This window comes from Chryseobacterium nakagawai (assembly GCF_900637665.1).
GTDB lineage: Bacteria > Bacteroidota > Bacteroidia > Flavobacteriales > Weeksellaceae > Chryseobacterium > Chryseobacterium nakagawai.
This window is the reverse complement of record NZ_LR134386.1, coordinates 4,912,735-4,932,656: the sequence shown is the minus strand read 5'-3', so window position 1 is coordinate 4,932,656 and position 19,922 is coordinate 4,912,735. Positions and strand designations below refer to the sequence as shown.

At 33.6% G+C, this 19,922-nt stretch carries 16 protein-coding genes; 7 read left to right on the top strand and 9 right to left on the bottom strand.

Annotated features, from left to right (window positions below; all coding sequences use genetic code 11):
• Positions 1–76: 76 nt before the first annotated feature.
• From lanM to EL260_RS22170, 3 genes are read left to right on the top strand one after another with little or no spacing between them, the layout of a single operon-like run.
• Entirely contained in the window at positions 77–3,034 is a 2,958-nt protein-coding gene (gene lanM / locus EL260_RS22180; RefSeq protein WP_123857670.1) for a type 2 lanthipeptide synthetase LanM, read from the top strand.
• Entirely contained in the window at positions 3,027–4,181 is a 1,155-nt protein-coding gene (locus tag EL260_RS22175; RefSeq protein WP_123857669.1) for a hypothetical protein, read from the top strand. The genes lanM and EL260_RS22175 overlap by 8 nt, the downstream gene beginning before the upstream one ends.
• Positions 4,182–4,195: 14 nt before the next feature.
• On the top strand, positions 4,196–5,686 hold the full coding sequence (locus EL260_RS22170) for a hypothetical protein (RefSeq protein WP_123857668.1): 1,491 nt from the start codon (positions 4,196–4,198) through the stop codon (positions 5,684–5,686).
• Positions 5,687–5,762: 76 nt separating this feature from the next.
• Here EL260_RS22170 and recA read toward each other — a convergent pair whose 3' ends face one another.
• On the bottom strand, positions 5,763–6,764 hold the full coding sequence (recA, locus tag EL260_RS22165; protein ID WP_123857667.1) for a recombinase RecA: 1,002 nt from the start codon (positions 6,762–6,764) through the stop codon (positions 5,763–5,765).
• Positions 6,765–7,136: 372 nt separating this feature from the next.
• On the opposite strand from recA, the gene EL260_RS22160 reads away from it, so the two are divergent.
• Positions 7,137–8,351, top strand: coding sequence for a hypothetical protein (locus tag EL260_RS22160; protein ID WP_123857666.1), 1,215 nt, complete (start codon positions 7,137–7,139; stop codon positions 8,349–8,351).
• Between the two features lie 33 nt (positions 8,352–8,384).
• Here EL260_RS22160 and EL260_RS22155 read toward each other — a convergent pair whose 3' ends face one another.
• Complete coding sequence (locus EL260_RS22155) at positions 8,385–9,569, bottom strand: oxygenase MpaB family protein (RefSeq protein WP_123857665.1); 1,185 nt, start codon at positions 9,567–9,569, stop codon at positions 8,385–8,387.
• An 80-nt stretch (positions 9,570–9,649) separates the two neighbouring features.
• Complete coding sequence (locus tag EL260_RS22150) at positions 9,650–10,462, bottom strand: response regulator transcription factor (protein WP_228445570.1); 813 nt, start codon at positions 10,460–10,462, stop codon at positions 9,650–9,652.
• A 193-nt stretch (positions 10,463–10,655) separates the two neighbouring features.
• Between EL260_RS22150 and EL260_RS22145 the strand changes: the two genes are divergently transcribed.
• A complete protein-coding gene (locus EL260_RS22145) occupies positions 10,656–11,456 on the top strand; it encodes a hypothetical protein (RefSeq protein ID WP_123857664.1) in 801 nt (266 codons plus the stop codon).
• A 91-nt stretch (positions 11,457–11,547) separates the two neighbouring features.
• Here the strand turns inward: EL260_RS22145 and gap are convergent, their stop codons facing one another.
• From gap to EL260_RS22125, 4 genes are all read right to left on the bottom strand, one after another.
• The gene (gene gap, locus EL260_RS22140) at positions 11,548–12,552 is read right to left on the bottom strand and encodes a type I glyceraldehyde-3-phosphate dehydrogenase (RefSeq protein ID WP_123857663.1); all 1,005 of its coding nucleotides are present in this window, start codon (positions 12,550–12,552) and stop codon (positions 11,548–11,550) included.
• A 33-nt stretch (positions 12,553–12,585) separates the two neighbouring features.
• A complete protein-coding gene (gene pfkA, locus EL260_RS22135; RefSeq protein ID WP_123857662.1) occupies positions 12,586–13,572 on the bottom strand; it encodes a 6-phosphofructokinase in 987 nt (328 codons plus the stop codon).
• Between the two features lie 83 nt (positions 13,573–13,655).
• Complete coding sequence (locus EL260_RS22130) at positions 13,656–14,534, bottom strand: DUF4846 domain-containing protein (RefSeq protein WP_123857661.1); 879 nt, start codon at positions 14,532–14,534, stop codon at positions 13,656–13,658.
• Between the two features lie 311 nt (positions 14,535–14,845).
• On the bottom strand, positions 14,846–15,232 hold the full coding sequence (locus EL260_RS22125; protein ID WP_123857660.1) for a winged helix-turn-helix transcriptional regulator: 387 nt from the start codon (positions 15,230–15,232) through the stop codon (positions 14,846–14,848).
• A gap of 97 nt (positions 15,233–15,329) precedes the next feature.
• On the opposite strand from EL260_RS22125, the gene EL260_RS22120 reads away from it, so the two are divergent.
• Both EL260_RS22120 and EL260_RS22115 read left to right on the top strand, forming a co-directional pair.
• On the top strand, positions 15,330–15,968 hold the full coding sequence (locus tag EL260_RS22120; protein ID WP_123857659.1) for a peroxiredoxin-like family protein: 639 nt from the start codon (positions 15,330–15,332) through the stop codon (positions 15,966–15,968).
• Positions 15,965–16,765, top strand: a complete 801-nt coding sequence (locus EL260_RS22115) for a DNA alkylation repair protein (RefSeq protein ID WP_123857658.1) — start codon at positions 15,965–15,967, stop codon at positions 16,763–16,765. The genes EL260_RS22120 and EL260_RS22115 overlap by 4 nt, the downstream gene beginning before the upstream one ends.
• Positions 16,766–17,809: 1,044 nt before the next feature.
• Here the strand turns inward: EL260_RS22115 and EL260_RS22110 are convergent.
• The gene (locus tag EL260_RS22110) at positions 17,810–18,571 is read right to left on the bottom strand and encodes a TIGR03915 family putative DNA repair protein (RefSeq protein ID WP_317126514.1); all 762 of its coding nucleotides are present in this window, start codon (positions 18,569–18,571) and stop codon (positions 17,810–17,812) included.
• Between the two features lie 25 nt (positions 18,572–18,596).
• A complete protein-coding gene (locus EL260_RS22105) occupies positions 18,597–19,856 on the bottom strand; it encodes a putative DNA modification/repair radical SAM protein (RefSeq protein WP_123857657.1) in 1,260 nt (419 codons plus the stop codon).
• Positions 19,857–19,922: the final 66 nt, after the last annotated feature.

Here is a 19,922-nt window from a genome sequence, read left to right as displayed (position 1 = left end):
CAGTAAGTTTTACACATAATTATAAGGAACGGTTCTCCGTTCCTTATTCATTTACACTATATCAATTATCTTTAATATGTTTAGATTTTCATTAAAAAATACGGCAGTTCCTCATCATGTAACTCCCGATTTTTATTATTGTAATTATGATATCAATAGTTATGTTGAATCATCTTTAGCTTGCTTAATTTCTCAATACAACCTAGATTATTCCTCTGAAATTCTAGACAGTATTTCATCTCAGATCATCTTAAGCTTAAAAAATGGGTTGTTGTCATTAACAATGGTTCATGAATTCGAAATAGCGAATAGAGCTGAACTGCTTAATGAAGATTCATTGCTGGAAGATTTTATTATTCTTACCAACACCTTTGAATGGAAGGAATATTTTTTAGAAAAATATCCTGATATTGAAGATAAGATTACAGCAATTATTGATAAGAGATTAGAATATTGCGTATTTTTCCTTCATAAGCTTAAAGAGGATTATTTGGAGATTAATGATTCATTTCAAATTAATATCACTCCAGATATGATGATAGGACTGGAACTCTTTAAAGGAGATATCCATCGTGGTGGGAAATTTGTGATTTCTGTAACCTTTGAGGAAGGAAGTATTTTATATTTTAAACCCAGAGATTCTTATAATGAGCTTTTTTTTAGTCATGTATTGTCATTAATTCGCGAGAAAGGAGAAGAACTTAATATTGAAATTCCATCCATTATAACAAGAGATGACTATTCCTGGATGTCACATCTTGAATACGGAAACAATTTTGAAACAAAGGCTGAAGTCGAAAAATTCTATGAGAGCTTAGGGAAGACGCTATGCGTTTTCCATGCATTAGGAACCTCAGATATAATCCCAGATAATTTAATCATAACCAATAATAGAATTGGTTTTTTTGATCTTGAATGTATCATATCAAAGCCTTTGCTTAAAAATTATGATACAGTTACAGGTATTTTTAAGGAAAGTGTTATTAAAACAGATGCGCTCACAGGTCTGCTCATGATAGATGGTGAGTATAATTCTTATCTGGTGAGTTCAATATTTTTTAGATTGAGTAATCAGGAAACTACCTTTTCCAATTGGGATAAAGAATCACTAACATTTGAAAAGAAAGAAGGAAGAGCCTTTACCGGAACAGATACTCATGTTCCCCGGATTAATAATGAATATGTAGATTTTAATGACACTTATTATGAGTGTGTTAAAAAAGGATTTCAAGAGATGTATTTGTTCTTTGTTGACAACAAAGACTATTTTATAGAAAAATTGGGAGAACTTCCAAAGAAACTTAGGGTTATTCTTCATGCTACCTCTGTATATACCCAATTACTAAGAGAATCTATTGTTCCTGAAAATTTGATTGATAACACAGAGTTTTTAGAGATTCTTGATAGTTTTATACAAATTACCTATGTTGATGGAATGCTGGTAGCTCCCCATACCTTAAAAGCATCTATAGCAAGACAATTTGATACTAATGATATTCCTTTCTTTTATTTTAATACTGAAAATGGAGGATTATATGATGGAAATGATGATGTTTTATGTGAAGACTGGCAGTTTGATATTGTAAATTATAACAAGAATCGTTTTGCTTCCCTTAATGAGGATAAACTTAAAATCCAGTTGGAAATTCTTGATCTTACAACCAATTATGCCTTTGATTTATTAGGTAAAGAATGTGATATAAGGAAAAAACAAATTCTTCAGAAGGAAATTCCTTTTGAAATTTCTGTAGATGGGATAAAGAAAACTAATGAAGTTCATACTAAAGCACGAGCTGCAGCCATTAAAATTGCAGATGAAATTTTGGAAAGAAAAATTTTGCATCATGGTAAAATAAACTGGATCAGTAAAGTTCGGGAAAATAATAACAAGTATAATATCAGTTTGTTGAACTATGACTTGTATGACGGAGTATCAGGAATGTGCTTTGTTTATTTACATCTTTATGATATTACGAGTGAGGCAAAATATAAATGGGCAGCTGAAAGTATTTTTGACGAACTATCAGATATTTTATTGAGAAGGCATCATGATAAATATTATCCTAATCTTTCGCCTGAAATCTTAGAAAATACTCCTGTATCTCCTTATTATTACCCAGCATCACTTCTATATCTTCTATTTCAGAACTCTGTGCTCCATACTGAAAAAAATATAGGCCTTATTCCGATTATGCTTAGCGAATTGAGTTTTATTCTAGGCTCAACCAGACAAAATGACTTTTTGCTCGGAACATTGGGACTCTTATCAATGCTTCTTGATCTGAAGAAAGATTTTCCTGTTCAGTACGAAGAGCAGTTGAAATCTCTTATCGATAAATGCATTGAAAAATTAGAAAGAGAGGCAAAAAGAACAGAAAATAAGCTTTTATGGGAATCTATTGATAATGATGTTGTTAAAGATTTTGGAGGTTTTGCCCATGGATCATCGTCTGCAGCTTTGGTCATCAGTAAGGTGAAAGCTTTACATAAAGATATTGATATTGAGGTTGATGAAATACTGAATCATGACCGTTCCTTTTATGATAAAGAAATTGAAGGATGGATTGATAATAGGGAAGATATACTTTCTTCCAGAGACTCTGCTGCATGGTGTCATGGCTCAGCAGGAATTGGATTGGGAAGATTATTGTTATCCGAATATTATAGAGATGAGATCATTGAAAATGAAATCGCTATTGCCAGAGAAAATATCATTAAACATGGGATAGGATACAATCAATGTATATGTCATGGAGACTTAGGAAATCTTGAGGTGCTGTATGCTATGGCTTTACAGGCAAAGGATGAAATACAGCAGGCTAAAATACTTGCCTATATAGATAAAGTTGCCGAGAAGATTTTAGAAGGATCCATCTTGAGAGAAGGAAATGAAGGAACAACTGAGGTATTAGGTTTATTTACAGGAGTTATAGGGCAGGTATTTCAGCTATTGCGCTTTTCAGAATGGGACAAAGTACCTAGTATATTATGTCTGGAGTTACCAAATAATCTAAATAAAATATTACATGAATAAGGTTTTCATCATTTTTTTTACAGCTTTTTTTGCCTCGTTCTACGCGCAGGTTAGTGTGCAAAAAAATCCTTATGAGGGTATGTATACTGATGATCAGAAGGCTATTAATGAGGTATGGAATAAATATTTAAATTCTTTTCAGGAGGGTAATGAAGGAGATTGTTCATTATGGAAAAAAGATAAATATCTAACAGAAGGGAGGTGTAATGCATTATCTTCACAAGGATATTATAATCCATCATTATTTAAGTTGTCTTTCAAAAACCAGGTGATTTCAATTGAATCGGTTAATTCTGAGCAATATAAGATTGTTTCACAGTTTTATACTATTAATGATGGGGCACTTCAGCCATTTGCTATTACCAATGTGATGGCGGAGAAAAATAATAATATGTTTTTACTTTCAGATTACCTTACCTATGCAACAAAGGATTGGAAAAGCCATAAAATAGGACGGATTAACTATCATTATCGAACAGGTTATATTTTAAATGAAGAAAAGGCAAAACAAGCTAATGTTACAATTGAAAATTTAGATAAATTGTTTAAGCTTACGATTCCAAATGATATACAATATTTTCTTGCTGACAATTGTCGTCAGGTTTATACCATTTCAGGATTTGATTTTGCTCCATCTATGAATAATGTAGCTGATTGTGCTTTTTTTGATTCAAAAAATAATATCATCTATACTACTGTCAGGAATGGTGAGAATCATAAACATGAGTTAATTCATAGAATCAATATCCAATATCCCTATGCTCATTATTTACTTTTATCAGGATTGAGTATCTATAGCAGTCAGAAAAATACACATATTGGATATTCTTATTCTGAGCTATTTACAAAATTCAATAATTATTATAACGAACATAAGAATATAAAACCAGCTTTGATTGATACCCCATCATTTGATAAGAATATCAGTATAGACTATTTGATGGGAGCAATCGTTATAGATGCCATATTAGAAAAAGGAGGCATCGACCTTCTTATAAAATCTTTGGACGCCATAGAAACTGATGAGGATATCTATAACTTTCTGGAAAAAAATTATAAAGTTAAAAAAGAACAGATAGGGGATTGGATTCTGTTACGTGCCCAAAAGATGTCTGGCAAAGATTTTAAATTTAAGATTAACATGTAAAAAGAAATCATATTATGATCTACTTATCGGCTCAACCTGATGAGAAATATTTTTTGTGGCAACTTGAAATTCAGCTTTTAAATTTTAGAAAACTGAGTATTTCCCGTGAGCATATTCATGTAATTATCGGATATGACCCAGATAAGGGCATTAGTAAAGATGCTTTATTGTTTAAGGAAAATGAAGAAGAAAATGCATTAATTTTCTTTTATCCTGATACCAGAAAAGAAAAGAAATACCTCTCGTCTATCAGACCAAATATTTTAAAACAACATTGGCTGGAGTTCGGGTATTTAAGTGAATCCTGTGTGTTTTATCATGATTCAGATATTATTTTCAGTAAAAAAATTGACAACTTAGATTACCTGGCTCAAACTGAAATATGTTATGTTTCCGATACGAGAGATTATACGGGAGCTCATACGATTATTGAGAACGCTGGCATAGAAGCCTTAAAGACTATGGCTCATGTGGTGGGAATTAATGTAGAATTGATTATTGAGAATGATAAAGAGGTAGGAGGTGCTCAGTATATGTTAAAGTTGGTTGATGCGGGTTTTTGGGATAAGCTTGAGTCTGATTCCGAAAAATTATATTCTGTTATTCAGCAAATCAATCATGATAAATGGGAAAGAGAATATGAGACTCATAAAGTTTCAAGACTGAATGTTAAAATAATAGATCCCTGGTTATCCGATATGTGGGGACTGCTATGGAATCTTTGGCTGATAGGTAAAAAAGTGGAGGTCCGTGAAGAACTTCATTTTTCGTGGATAAACAGTACGCTGGAAGAATGGGAAAAGAACGCAATATTACATTATACAGGTTCCCCAGAGAATAACACAACTAAAATATTTCAGAAAGGAAAATATATCACGTATGCTCCATGGTATGATGATTTTTCCACCATTTCAAAAGAGAACTGCAGTTTTCCAGTGGTGAATTTAATTATAGAGAAAAGAAAGGAGCTTGATAAAAAAAGAATAGATTTTTCATCTGTTGAGGTGCTGCTTTCCTGTGATGAAATAAATGATTACATTCTTAAATTATACAGTGTTCAGACAAAATATTTATCAAAGTTTTTTAAGTTTGATTCTATTCTGTTATTTTCAAAATCCGAAAATAAGCTTATGAAATTGACAAAGAATGGCATTGAAGTTCCGATTGCAGAATATTCCCGTACTTTAGAAAAGATTAGGCTGGAATTTCCTATTCAGTATATTTTAAAGAAAGAAGATCTATTTTCTTTGTTGAATGATGCCCAATTTCATAATCAAAGTTTATGCTTTGAAGAAATTTATGCTGTTGATCTCATTTTTATGGAGCAATTTCTCAAAGTTATGGATGATCATTTATTCAATATAAATGTCGATAAATTTTACAGATATGAAGAAGAAGGAGAAAGCCATATCTCTGTGATTAATGATTCTTTTGTACAGGATGAATCTGTAAAATCATTTTTTTTTCCATTACAGGCGTATTACGTTCCTATGGAAACATTATAGGCTTTCAGCATTTTAAAGTCATTAATAAAAAAAGACAGCCTGAAGGCTGTCTTTTTTTATTAATGACTTTAAAAAATTATTTGTTTTTCAACTCCTCTTTGATCTTGTTTTCCAATTCCTCGGCAAGTTCAGGATTATCTTTTAAAACATCTTTTACAGCATCACGCCCTTGGCCTAATTTAGACTCTTCGTAGCTGAACCAAGAACCGCTTTTCTTCACAATTCCCATATCAACCGCTGTATCAAGAATTTCTCCTACTTTAGAAACTCCTTCTCCATACATAATGTCGAATTCTGCCTGTTTGAAAGGTGGAGCAACTTTGTTTTTCACAATCTTAACTTTCACACGGCTTCCGATGGCTTCATCACCTTGCTTGATTGGTGCACTTGCTTTTCTGATGTCAATTCTTACAGAAGCATAGAATTTAAGAGCATTACCACCGGTAGTTGTTTCAGGGTTACCGAACATTACACCGATTTTTTCTCTTAACTGGTTGATGAAAATTACAGTACACTTCGTTCTTGAAATGGTAGCCGTTAATTTTCTTAATGCCTGAGACATCAATCTTGCATGAAGACCCATTTTAGAATCTCCCATTTCCCCTTCAATCTCCGCTTTTGGAGTAAGCGCAGCAACAGAGTCAATAACAACAATATCAATTGCTCCTGAACGGATCAGATTATCAGCAATTTCTAAAGCCTGTTCTCCGTTATCTGGCTGAGAAATGATAAGGTTTTCTAAATCAATTCCTAATTTCGCAGCATAAGTTCTGTCGAAAGCATGCTCAGCATCAATAAATGCGGCAATACCACCAGCTTTTTGAGCTTCAGCAATAGCGTGAAGTGTTAATGTTGTTTTACCTGAAGATTCAGGTCCATATATTTCAATGATTCTTCCTTTTGGATATCCTCCTATACCTAATGCGATATCTAATCCTAAAGATCCGGAAGGAATTACTTCTATGGTATTGTCTATAGAATCATCACCTAAAGTCATTACCGTTCCCTTTCCGTATGTTTTATCTAGCTTGTCAAGCACCAATGCGAGTGCTTTTTTCTTATCATCAATGTTACTCATCTCTATTAAAATAATTTCTCAAAAATACATAATTTATAGATCAAAAACTAATATTATTTATCCCTGAAACCGGTTTTTAGAGTTAAAAAATGATAAAATTTTAAGACTGATGTTATTCATAACGAAGGAGATGCAAAATGTGGTATGGAGATATTGAAAAAATAAAGAAAGTTAGGGCTGGAAGCAGGAAACAGGAGGCTGGAAATTAATATTGACCGGATAATTTCTAAGAGTTATAGTCTTTACAACCTATTGAGTTAGCCTGTTTTTTAATGATTATACTACTTTTTATATTGATGGGTTCAACCAGAAATTCATCCATCTGATATAAAAAATGCTTATCTTAAAACATTATTTTTTAAGATCATTCTTATGGACAGAAAATTAAAATTATTCCTGATTAAATCTTTTGCTGTATTAGCTGTCATCCACCTGGCTTACTTTATTTACGGATATGTAAAATTTGAGGGTCTTAAGGGAATTTATATTTATACAGAATTTTACAGGTTCAAATTTTATGATGACGTTTCCATTTCTCACGTTTTCGTATCTGGTCTTTTTCTGTTTTTCTTTGTTATTTTTCTCCTTAGGAATCATTCCCAAAAGAAATATGATCTATCAAAAAAATTGGGAATAGGTATTGTGCTTTTATTGATATCCTTTTTGTCCCTGACTTTTTTCATCAGTTATAGTTTCGGATTAAATGCAAAACTACGAACTGAATTGCCTGAAAAGGACCTTAATAAAGATAAAACGCTGCTGAATGTCTTACAGCCTTTTCTATATAACTATACTTCCTACAGTTCAGAGAAACTGTTTAACCCCGAAAATATTTTATATCCCAAACCTTATCCTGTGATAGAACAGAGAGATACCCTGTATTATTATCCGGACAATAAGGATTATTATTCAATAGAATCGACTTATTACAGTATTGATACATTAACTGTGCTAAGTACCGATCACAAAAAAATAAGCAATAAAGCAAGATCAGTACTCGACATTCTTGGACTTGATACCAGTGAGATGGAAAAAAGGATTATTTCTAAAAAGAATATAGGGGATAGTACTCAAATTATATTTAAAGGAACAGTAGTACATCCCGATTACGATGATAAAATGTGTATTTTTCTTAAAAATAATATTTTGTTCTCTTCATTGCATAACATTCCTGAACAGAAACAAAAGTATCAAAATGCGACAAAAAGGTACAATTTGCTTTACAAATATAGCCAGGATTCACTGCTTGCCTCATTTCAGAAACTGGATGTCCTTTTAAAAAAATATAATATAGAAACGAAGATCGTTCCGAAAGATCTGACTAAAGATGTTTTTTATTACAGAGATCATCAGCAGGAGCCTCTTAATGCAATACGAAATACTTACGAAAGAGGCCAGTTAAAAGAAAAATTTGCAATCCTTGATCGTCTGTTTTACAAACCGAACTATCTACACCCTTCTATCGTAGGATTTTTCATTAGTGCAGTCTTTGGTGTCTGGTTTATGTTGTTTTTATTGTACCTGATCTGGAATTTCAGAAACAGAAAACTTTCTTCGGATAGTGCTAAGGAAGATGAACAAATGTAATTTTCCCCTTTTCGTTTCCTTAAAAGGCTGAATTTAATGAAAATTTGAGTTCTTAGTAATGTTCAGATAATCTTTCAATACCTTCATCTGATCTTTATTTCCTCTTTTTATCCTTGAATCTCTGCTCACAAGGCGATCATAAATTCTGTTGAAAAGTATTTTTGATTTTGGAAACAACATTCTGTTGGAAACTTCAGGGATTTGTAGTCTTTTGCAGACTTCATCATCCAGCAGAAACCAGGTGCAACAGACGTGAAGGTATCTCAGATTTTTTCTTTGGAATTCAAATTTTAAAATCGGATTTTCCAACGATTCATCTAATAGAGAATGAGCCAAGAGAACAGAATCTTTATCTGACGGTGGCTGCACAGAAGTCCATAAATGAAAATATTCTGTAGCCTGTTTTTTATCATCAGGAAGAAGCTGCTCCGGGATTCCAAGAAGATATCCTACATATTTCCACAGGTGAAAAATGCCCTGCTCTTCTTCAATGGAAAATGTATTTCCTAATTTTTGAAGACTGTGAAGAAAAACTAAACTGAAACCAATATAGGTTGCCATCATATCCCAGGAATTGATGGGTTCACCCCAGTTTTCAGTATCCCATGCTTTATAATGTTTTTTGATAGAAAGTCTGGCATAGGAATGGATCAAGCGGGTTTTGATAGCAAATTCATAGCCTTTGGCGTGAATTTCCAATGCATGATAACGGGTAACGTTCACCCAGAAATCTAAGGTTTCAGAAAGACGTTTTACCGCTCCTTTTTTTAATGCTTCTGTAACAATAAGCGGTTTGTTGAGGTAAGCGTAATCATAGCCTCCTATCAGGCAATAGTCTCTTAAAGAAATCAATGAATCGAGGTTGCTGCGCATGCAGAGCTCAGCACCGCTTTTTAGTAAATTATAATCCAGCCAATCTGGAATACTTTGGGTTTGAGCGAACAATTTTTTTACACTTTCGGTCACAGGATCATGTTCAGAAATTCCATTTCGGATATACCCTTCAATTTCTTTGGATGCTTCGTGGAACTTTTTAGTAAAATAAACCTCTTTTACCACATCATCTCCGGTTTCATCTACATGATAAAAGAAAGGAGCGTATTTTTCAAAATTTTTAAAGCTTACTTCAGCACCGGAAAACTCAATAAGCTGTTTTCCATTACCTTTTTCCCAAAAATTTCTAAAATGTGGAGCATCTTTAAACCGCGGTTGTATCATTGTTCATTCCTTAGGTATATAAAAGTACAAGTTTTACACCGAAATGGTATCGTGAGATTTATCAGGCTGGGGAGTAGATTCTATAAATATCCCCATTCAAAGGCCATTTTAATGAGCTCAGAACAGTTTTTGCAATTTGCTTTCCTTAAAATATTTTTTCGGTGGGTTCTTACAGTTTCTTCGGAAATGTTCAATCGTCCAGAGATTTTTCCGGCAGAATAGCCTTGTGCGATATAGGTAATAATTTCAACCTCTCTTTTGGTAAAGTTGACAAGGAGAGGTTCGGTTATTTTATCATTTTTTTGCCATTGCATTTGATGAAAATCTTCACTACCGTTGATGCCGGAGATTAAAACGGTGTAAGAATTCTGATGGGTGATATGCTCAATATTGGTATGGATATTAATAGCCTGCAAAATTCTGCCACTTTCATCCCTATAAGCATGTAAAGACTGATGATGGAAAAGTTCGTAATTTCCTTTGAAGGTCTTCATCCGAAAGCAATAGCTGAATTTCAGTTCTGAAAGTCGGTCGGAAGCATTTATTTCTATCATTTTCGCCATGCACATTCTTTCAGCTTCCATGACAAACTCCAGATCATCAGGGTGGATGAGGTCTATGATTTCCTTAAGATGTATGGGATATTTACTCAATCCATGTATTTTCAGAATGTCTTCATGATGGTTGTAGATCGTGCTGTCTGCAAAGTTGATGATGTAATGATAAAATCTTCCGGGAGCAAAGATTTCTCCGATAAGACGTTCAATGGAAGGGATCGTCATCATTGTGCTTTCGTTATGAAAGAGCTCCGGATAATTGTTCCAGACCCTGGTCAGAAGATGTGGCTTTTTAGCCTGGGGTATAAATTTTTTATCCATGGTTGATGTTTTCATAAAATTAATAAAATTTTGATAAAAAAATCCCCCTTTTGTGGTATTTCATGTAGCCTCAAAGTATTGTAGCTTTATGTGAAACTAATGACCATGGAAGCTCAATTTCTAAAGCCTCTTGTTTTACGGTTGAAGCTTTCTATTCATCTTCTTTATTTCCAATCAAAAAAACTTTAACCTGAAAAAACTAATCATCATGAAAATAATTTCGTTTATTATCCTGACCGTTTGTATGTTAAGTTGTGGTTGTTTTATGAATAATAGAGCCAGAGGAAGTGCTGGAATTGTGAGGATCCCACAATATGTAGAAAATGATTCTATAAATGTAGAAATAGGAAAATCTAAAAAGAATGATAAAAATACTATCAAGAAAGATAACGGAACTTTCCTTTGGTCTTATTATGATGCTACCAAAAGAGGTTCAGTGATGTATGTAAAAGATGGCAAAATCAGAGTGCTTGCAGAGAATTCTCCTGATGCTGCAATACAGTCTATAACTGCGATTACGGCAAAAGCAAATATAAAAGGACAGATAGATGCCGAGTTTGCTTTAAACACACAACGAACTATTGCACAGTTAGGAAAAAGAACAGCTGCTGTGAACATGTTAAGGGATGCTTTATATCGGTTGAATGAATTGTACTATGCTTCGATAGATCAAGAAGATGATATTAATAGCTTATTTATTAATAAGAAAATAGATGCGGCTCAATTTGAAGCACTTAATAGTACTATAAGAGTAGAAAAAACATTAAGTGACTCGCAATTGCAAACACTTTTTACAACAATTATTGATAATACAAAGTTGATTTCAATAGCAGAGGCTGAGGCAGAGAGCACGATTAGTAAAGCAGAAAGTGATGCTAATATTGAGAAGGCAAAAACCGAAGCCAAAAAATATGAGGCAATTCTGAGTGTTATTCAAAAAATGGATGAAAAATTAAGTAAAGAAAAAGCTGAGGAATACTTAAAAGAGCTTTTAAAAAAAGATAAGTGACTAGTACATTTTTTAAAAAATATAATGTATCAAAAAAAGCCTTCCCATTGGGAAGGCTTTATATTACTTATTGCTGATTACTCATTACTTATTATAAAGAAGCAGCGTGTACAAGCATATCTACTAACTTGTTAGAGTAACCCATTTCGTTGTCATACCAAGAAACAAGTTTTACGAAGTTAGGAGAAAGCATGATACCAGCATCTTTATCGAAGATTGAAGTTCTCTTATCTCCTACGAAATCCTGAGATACTACTGCATCTTCAGTATATCCAAGGATACCTTTCAATTCACCTTCAGAAGCAGCTTTGATTACTGAACAGATTTCTTCATAAGAAGCAGCTTTTTCAATTCTCACTGTTAAATCTACTACAGAAACGTCAACAGTTGGTACTCTGAAAGACATACCTGTTAATTTTCCGTTCAATGAAGGGATTACTTTTCCTACCGCTTTAGCAGCACCTGTAGAAGAAGGGATAATGTTGTTCAAAGCAGCTCTACCACCTCTCCAGTCTTTCATTGAAGGACCGTCAACAGTTTTCTGAGTAGCTGTTGTAGCGTGTACAGTGGTCATTAAACCTTCTACGATTCCGAAGTTATCGTGGATTACTTTAGCTAAAGGAGCTAAACAGTTGGTCGTACAAGAAGCGTTTGATAAAATTTTGATATCATCAGTAAGTTCCTTGTGGTTTACTCCCATTACGAACATTGGCGTATCATCTTTAGAAGGAGCAGAAAGGATTACTTTCTTAGCACCAGCGTTGATGTGAGCCTGAGCAGAATCTTTAGATAAGAAAAGACCTGTAGATTCTACGATATAATCAGCACCAATTTCGTCCCACTTAAGGTTGTTAGGATCTTTTTCTGCAGTTACTCTGATTTTTTTTCCGTTTACTACAAGATCGTTTCCTTCTACAGAAACTTCACCTGGGAAAATACCGTGTACAGAGTCATATTTTAACATGTAAGCCATGTATTCTGCATTGATTAGGTCATTGATTCCTACAACTTCAATGTTGTCTCTTTCAGTCATTGCTCTGAAAACAAGACGTCCAATTCTACCAAAACCGTTGATACCTACTTTAATTGTTGACATAATAGTTTGTTTTTATTAGATTTATAAAAATAATTAGATTGCTAAAATTTCTGAAATCAACATTAAATCTTTATTGATTTCATTATGTTTTTTAATAGCTTCCTCAATAGGGGTATACACCACATCGTTGGAACGCATTCCTGCCATTACATTCGTTTGCCCATCCATTAATCCTACTACTGCACCATACCCAAGTCTGCTGGCTAATACTCTGTCTGCACAACTAGGAGATCCTCCTCTTTGCATATGCCCCAACACTGCTACACGAATGTCATAATCAGGGAATATTTTCTTTGTTTTTTCTGCCAGTTCATAAACGTTGGCTAGTTTTTCTCCTTCTGCTACTACTACAATGCTGGATGCCTTTCCTGTTTTCTCTGCTTTTCTAAACTTTTCAAAAAGATCATCCGTGCTGTCTTTTTTCTCAGGAATTAAAATATCCAAAGCACCTGTTGCTAATCCACTGTTTAAAGCGATAAATCCTGCATCACGACCCATTACTTCCACAAAGAAAACTCTATTGTGAGAAGTGGCCGTATCACGGATTTTGTCAATCGCGTCCATGGCGGTATTCAACGCAGTATCATATCCGATGGTATTATCTGTTCCGAAGATATCATTATCGATCGTTCCCGGAATACCAATCACTCGGATTCCAAATTCTTCACTGAAGATCTTGGCACCCGTAAAAGTTCCGTCTCCACCAATACATACCAAACCATCAATACCTAGCTTTACGCAATTATCATAAGCCTTCTGACGGCCTTCTTTGGTTCTGAATTCAGCGGATCTGGCAGACTTTAGAATCGTTCCACCCTGGTTGATTATATTTTTTACGGAACGGGCTCCCATTTTTAGGAAATCATTGCAGATAAGGCCATTGTAGCCTTCCCTTACTCCATAGCATTCAATATTATAGTAATTGGCGGTTCTTACTACCGCTCTTAATGCTGCATTCATACCTGGAGAGTCTCCTCCTGAAGTAAGAACTGCAATCTTTTTTACAGCACTCTCTTTCATCTAGTAAAAAATTTCGAACACAAATTTACAAAAACAAGTTCAGATTATCGTAGTAACTTTCCATTAGTTTTGAATATATAGAATTAAAAACTTCTGAAATTTGTTGGTTTGAAAATATATCGCGCTGTTTTGGTCTCAGGAGTATTCACATCAAGATCATACCAGGGCGAATTTTTTTTCTGAAAAGGATTGGATAACAGATGTATAGATTGAGCGGGCGTGAATCCTTCTCCCAGTAAAAATAATTTTTTCCCTTCTTTGTTTTTACAAACTCCGGCAATAAAAACTACATGGCCCGGGCTTCCAGGGGTGATCAGAATGTCTCCGGTTTTTAAATCTGAGCTTTTTGTCACCGGTTGAGTTTCTTTATTGAGTGAAATAGTACCTGCGTAATTAAAGATGAGGTCCAGATAATTCCTGAAACCCTGATAAGAATCATCAAAACCAGTCGTTTTTCTAAAGGTGACGGAATTACCATTCACAAAAGCTCTTGTTCCATTTTTATAATCATTCCAGCTAAGAAGATGTCCACTCGTAAAATGAAACTTAATCTCATCCGTCTTTTTTATTTTGTATAGATATTCAGCTCTCAGACGAATCACTGCATCTGCACATTGCTGAAGATCTTTATTTCCTGTATCAATATCAAAAACGGCTTCATGAAGATGTTGTGTGGAAATAGGAGAGTTGTCATATCTTAAAATCTGGCTTCCATAAGGTTTCAGTTTAAAATTTTCAATGAAATAGCCGAAGGAATCCGGATTTTCCTCTATCCATTCATAATCTTTCGGAGAAGTGAATCTTTCCTTGATCGTATTTTTATCTTTATTGATTTTTAAAGCATTCTCTGTGATGAGATGTTCATCCTTATCCGGTTCTTCTAAAAGTCTGTCACCGGATTTTTCTTTGCCACAGCTTATGGCCAGTAAGATAATGATAAGACTCAATGTGATTTTCTTCATGGTGTTTTTTTGATTAGGCTACAAATATGAGAATTTTTGTGAGATATTGAAACTGTGAGTTGACCTACCTCTGGTATTGTAGGAAAACGCTAAGAAACAAATAGATTTACAAGTGTTTTTTAGCCACGAATTTATTTTTATTAATATTTATAAGATAACTCTAAAATCTATGGGTCTATCCAGTAAAAAAATGAATCATAATAGGAACATAGATGATAAGTGTAAATTAAAGTATTCGTGCATTTTTGATGATTTTTTTTTGCAGTATACAATTTTATCGAAGATAAAATCCTTCCACCTTAAAGCACTGTTTATTCAGAATAGTTTTGCGTCTTTGAATGTTCCAATAGATACTCATCTGCATTTTCCTCTTCAGGGATCAACAGTTTTCCCCAATCATTCAGCTGCCAAAGAATCGTTACCAGCTTTTTACCAAGCTCAGTCAGGGTATATTCAACTCTAGGGGGAAGCTCATTAAAAGACTGTTTTGTCAAAATGCCATCGTCAACCATTTCTGTAAGCTGTTGATTAAGAACTCTGCGATCTACTTTTGCGATTCCACGCAAAAATTCACTTGGACGTTTTTTTCCGTCATTAATTTGCCAAACAATTGGAATTTTCCATTTTCCACTGATGGTATTGACGGCAACTTCCAACGGACAAATTTTATTTTCTTCAGCTCTTCCCTTTATTTCCATAAAATTGACTTTTTTATCCCTATGGGTGAAAAATATGCGTTATTGCTTATTTATAGAGGCTTTTAGACCTTTGTAAAAATAATAAAAATTAAAAAGAATGAGTACACTGGCAAAACAGATCGAACAGTTGAATCAGGAATTATCTTCGCAGCTTCCGAAGGAGGTATTGGAAGCATTTGGAAAATCTATTCAGGATTTAAAAACAATGAAGATTGAAGAAAATAGCATTCAGGTAGGAGATCAGATGCCAGAATTTCTATTGTCCAATGCTTTGGGCAAAATAATAAGTTCCAAAGAATTTCTTAACAATGGGAAAATAATTTTGGCTTTTTACAGAGGAAGCTGGTGTCCTTATTGTAACCTGGAACTAAAATTTTTACAGGACAATCTTTCCAGAATAAAAGAAAAAGGAGCTGCTTTAATTGCTATTTCTCCGCAAAATCCAGATCATTCTCTAAGTATGGTTCAGAAAAATGACCTTGAGTTTGAAGTATTAACAGATACTGATAATCATTTTGCTGAACAATTAGGTATAACTTTTAAATTGCAGGATTTTGTACTTCCTTATTATCATAAACTTGGAATTAATCTTTCTGATTTCAATAAAAATAATGGTAATATTTTACCGGTTCCTGCTGTTTTGGTCGTGGATGAAAATAGAGTAGTCACATATAAATTTTTAGATGTAAATTACATGAATAGATTAGATGTGGAAGAGTTAATAAAAGTATTATGACAGAAAAAAGAAAAGGAGCCCGTTCTATAAAAGATATTCCTGCCGATATTTTAATACAATTGAATAGAGGTGAAATTGAAACAGCTAATCTTACAGAATGGTTGGCCGTTGATCAAAGACTGTTGCTGGAAAATCTATTAATACAGAATAATCGGTCAGAATATTTCCAGCCTATCCTGAAAAATCTAGACCAATTGAAAAAACAAACGGTCAACACCATCAATGAAGCAATTGGACTGGGAATTCTTGATTTGACACTCAAAAACCGGGATGAAGAATTTCTTTCAAAATTATCCACACATCCTGCTGACTTGATTCGCTGTTGGGTGGCGTATACCATTGGAAGAAATGATGCTTTTAATACAGAAGAAAAACTAAAAAAGATTCAGTCTTTTGCTGCAGACTCTCATTTTGGGGTAAGAGAAATTTGTTGGATGACTGTACGTCCGGATATTTCGAAAAATTTTAAAGAATGTATAGCTATTTTATCAGAATGGACGAAGCACGACAATGAAAATATCAGACGTTTTGCGAGTGAATCAACAAGACCGAGAGGAGTATGGTGTGAGCATATTGAAGCATTAAAACAAAATCCAGGATTAGGACTGGAAATTTTAGAACCATTAAGATCAGACTCATCAAGATATGTACAGGATAGTGTCGGCAATTGGCTGAATGATGCCAGTAAATCCCAGCCGGAATTTGTAGTGGAAATCTGTGATGAATGGCTACGGGAAAGTAACACAAAGGAAACTCAATATATTGCCAAGAAAGCCTTGCGTACCATTCGTAAGTAAAAGTTATCCACAATATGAGATTGTATAATAAATAGTGTTATATCTTACATAAATTTAATAGGTTATGAAATATGCCTGTGGAAAAGGTTTTTCGAAAATAAGTCTAATTTACAGTAAGAAAAAGTTATCCACAATGTCAGAATATGAATTAAGAATTCTATCAATATTTCCCAGATCAAAATATCAGTTTAAAAGGAAAAATTATCTGTGTAAATCTGTGCAATCTGTGGTTGAAAAAGTTATCCACAATATGAGATTGTATAATAAATACTGTTATATCTAACACATATTTAATAGGTTATGAAATATGCCTGTGGAAAAGGTTTTTCGAAAATAAGTCTAATTTACAGTAAGAAAAAGTTATCCACAATATCAGAATATGAATTAAGAATTCTATCAATATTTCCCAGATCAAAATATCAGTTTAAAAGAAAAAATCATCTGTGTAAATCTGTGCAATCTGTGGTTGAAAAAGTTATCCATAATATGAGATTGTATAATAAATACTGCTATATCTAACACATATTTAATAGGTTATGAAATATGCCTGTGGAAAAGGTTTTTCGAAAATAAGTCTAATTTACAGTAAGAAAAAGTTATCCACAATATCAGAATATGAATTAAGAATTCTATCAATATTTCCCAGATCAAAATATCAGTTTAAAAGAAAAAATCATCTGTGTAAATCTGTGCAATCTGTGGTTGAAAAAGTTATCCACAATATGAGATTGTATAATAAATACTGTTATATCTAACACATATTTAATAGGTTACGAAATATGCCTGTGGAAAAGGTTTTTCGAAAATAAGTCTAATTTACAGTAAGAAAAAGTTATCCACAATGTCGGAATATGAATTAAGAATTCAATCAATATTTCCCAGATCAAAATATCAGTTTAAAAGAAAAATTATCTGTGTAAATCTGTGCAATATGTGGTTGAAAAAGTTATCCACAATATGATTTTTTATTTGATTTTCAAGGGCTTGTGGATGAATAATCGAATAATCAGTGAAATTTAATAAAAAAGCATCGCGCAATTAAATTCACCACTTTTCAGTCAAATACTTCCAATACCTTTTAGGAACATGTTGTACATGCAGTTTAATATTTTTTCTTTCAACAATATTGGTTTTGGTAAAATACCGTTGCCAAAGCGTTTGATAATTCTTTTCCTCAGTATGAAACTTCTCTTGATAATTTTTAATTTCCAGTTTTTCATCGGGATAAAAGAAATCAGAGGTTTCCAGGTTATAAAGAATTCCATAATTTCTTCGTAAATCATAAATCATCCATTTCTGATCCTGGTAGCGGTCACTAAAGTGCTTTCTTATTAAAGGGAGCACATTGAAGTCAGGATCTATTTTTGAAAAGAATAGATCATCCTGCATTTTCTCGAAACGGACAAAAGCAGTCATTCGGTGACTTTCTCTGTCTACGGATTTACAAATTTTGGAGATTTTCATGATGTCAGCATCTGCATAATTTTCCAGGATATTTTTTTCAGGATTCTTTACAGATTGTTTTACAGCTGAAAATATGACTTTCTCCAATTCGGGATCTTCAGATAAAAAAACTTTTAAAAATTTATAGACTCCTTGTTTGCCAAGATTTTCTTCTATTTTTTTTAAAACGCGCTCAGATTTATCAGTTTGGGTTATGACTTCATGTATTTCCGCAAAAATGTTTTCCTGATGAAACTTTTCTTTGTTTGCAATTTCTACATCTAGATAACGATATTCAAAAACTTCAAATATCGCAGTGAAAAGACCATCAAAACTTCCATCGTAAAGCAGGGTTGTTATCATTTAGAGATAGAATTTTGTTTTTATATTAAAATAAGCTCAGTTGCTGTGAAAATTGATTGTGGAATTTAGAAGAACTTCCCCCAACCAATAGTTTTCTAAAATTTTTATCTGTCAAATATTTCAAATAGCTATTCCCGGCATTGAAGTCAATAAAATATTTTGCTCTGTTGACCGCTGCTCCTAATTGTTTCAAGTGATCTAGTGTTAACATCTGAAAACGTCTTGCACTCACAATTTTCTGAGCAGATTTGACTCCAATTCCCGGAATTCTTAAAATCATCTGGTAATCGGCAGTCTGGATGTTTACTGGAAACTGGTGTAGATTTCGGAGTGCCCAGCTCAGTTTTGGGTCCATTTCCAAATCAAGGAAAGGAACATTTGGATCTAAGATTTCTTCCGCTTTAAAACCATAAAATCTCATCAGCCAGTCAGACTGATAAAGTCTGTTTTCCCGAAGCATGGGAACTTCGGTAGTTAAAGAAGGAAGCCTGTTATCTTCTAAAACCGGAACATATCCGGAGTAGTAGACCCTTTTTAGGTTGAAATTTTTGTAAAAGTGATCTGCAACTTTGATAATTTGCAGGTCATTTTCATTGGTTGCTCCTACAATCATCTGAGTAGATTGGCCTGCCGGAGCAAATTTAGGAACCTTCTTTAAAATCTTTTTCTCATCTTGATATTGTATAATCCCTTTCTGGATATATCTCATAGGGTTAATCATATCCTCCCTGTTCTTTTCAGGGGCCAATAGTTTTAGTCCGCTTTCTGTTGGAATTTCAAGATTTACCGAAAGCCTGTCCGCATATAATGCAGCCTCTTGCATGAGTCCATCACTAGCTCCAGGAATGGATTTTAAATGAATATAGCCATTGAAATTCTCTTCCAGGCGTAGCTTTTTAGCAACCCTTACAAGCCGCTCCATTGTTGTATCTGCATTTTTGAAAATTCCAGAACTTAGAAATAAGCCTTCAATATAATTTCTACGGTAAAAATTAATGGTTAAGTCTACCACTTCTTCTACGGAAAATGCAGCTCTTTTTATATCATTTGAGCTTCTGGATACACAATAAGCACAATCATAGATACAATGATTAGTCAATAAAATTTTGAGTAAAGAAACACATCTACCATCTTCGGTATAAGTATGGCAGATTCCGCTTACGGAACTATCTCCCAAAGCACCCTTTTTATTCTTTCTCGTTCCTCCGCTTGATGAGCATGAAACATCATACTTCGCCGCATCAGCAAGGATTTCAAGTTTTTCTTTAAGGCGGTCAAAATTCATAAGGCAAAGAGATTGATATGATTTGTATCTAAAGTATATTTTAATTGTGTTCAAATTTAGTTCCAA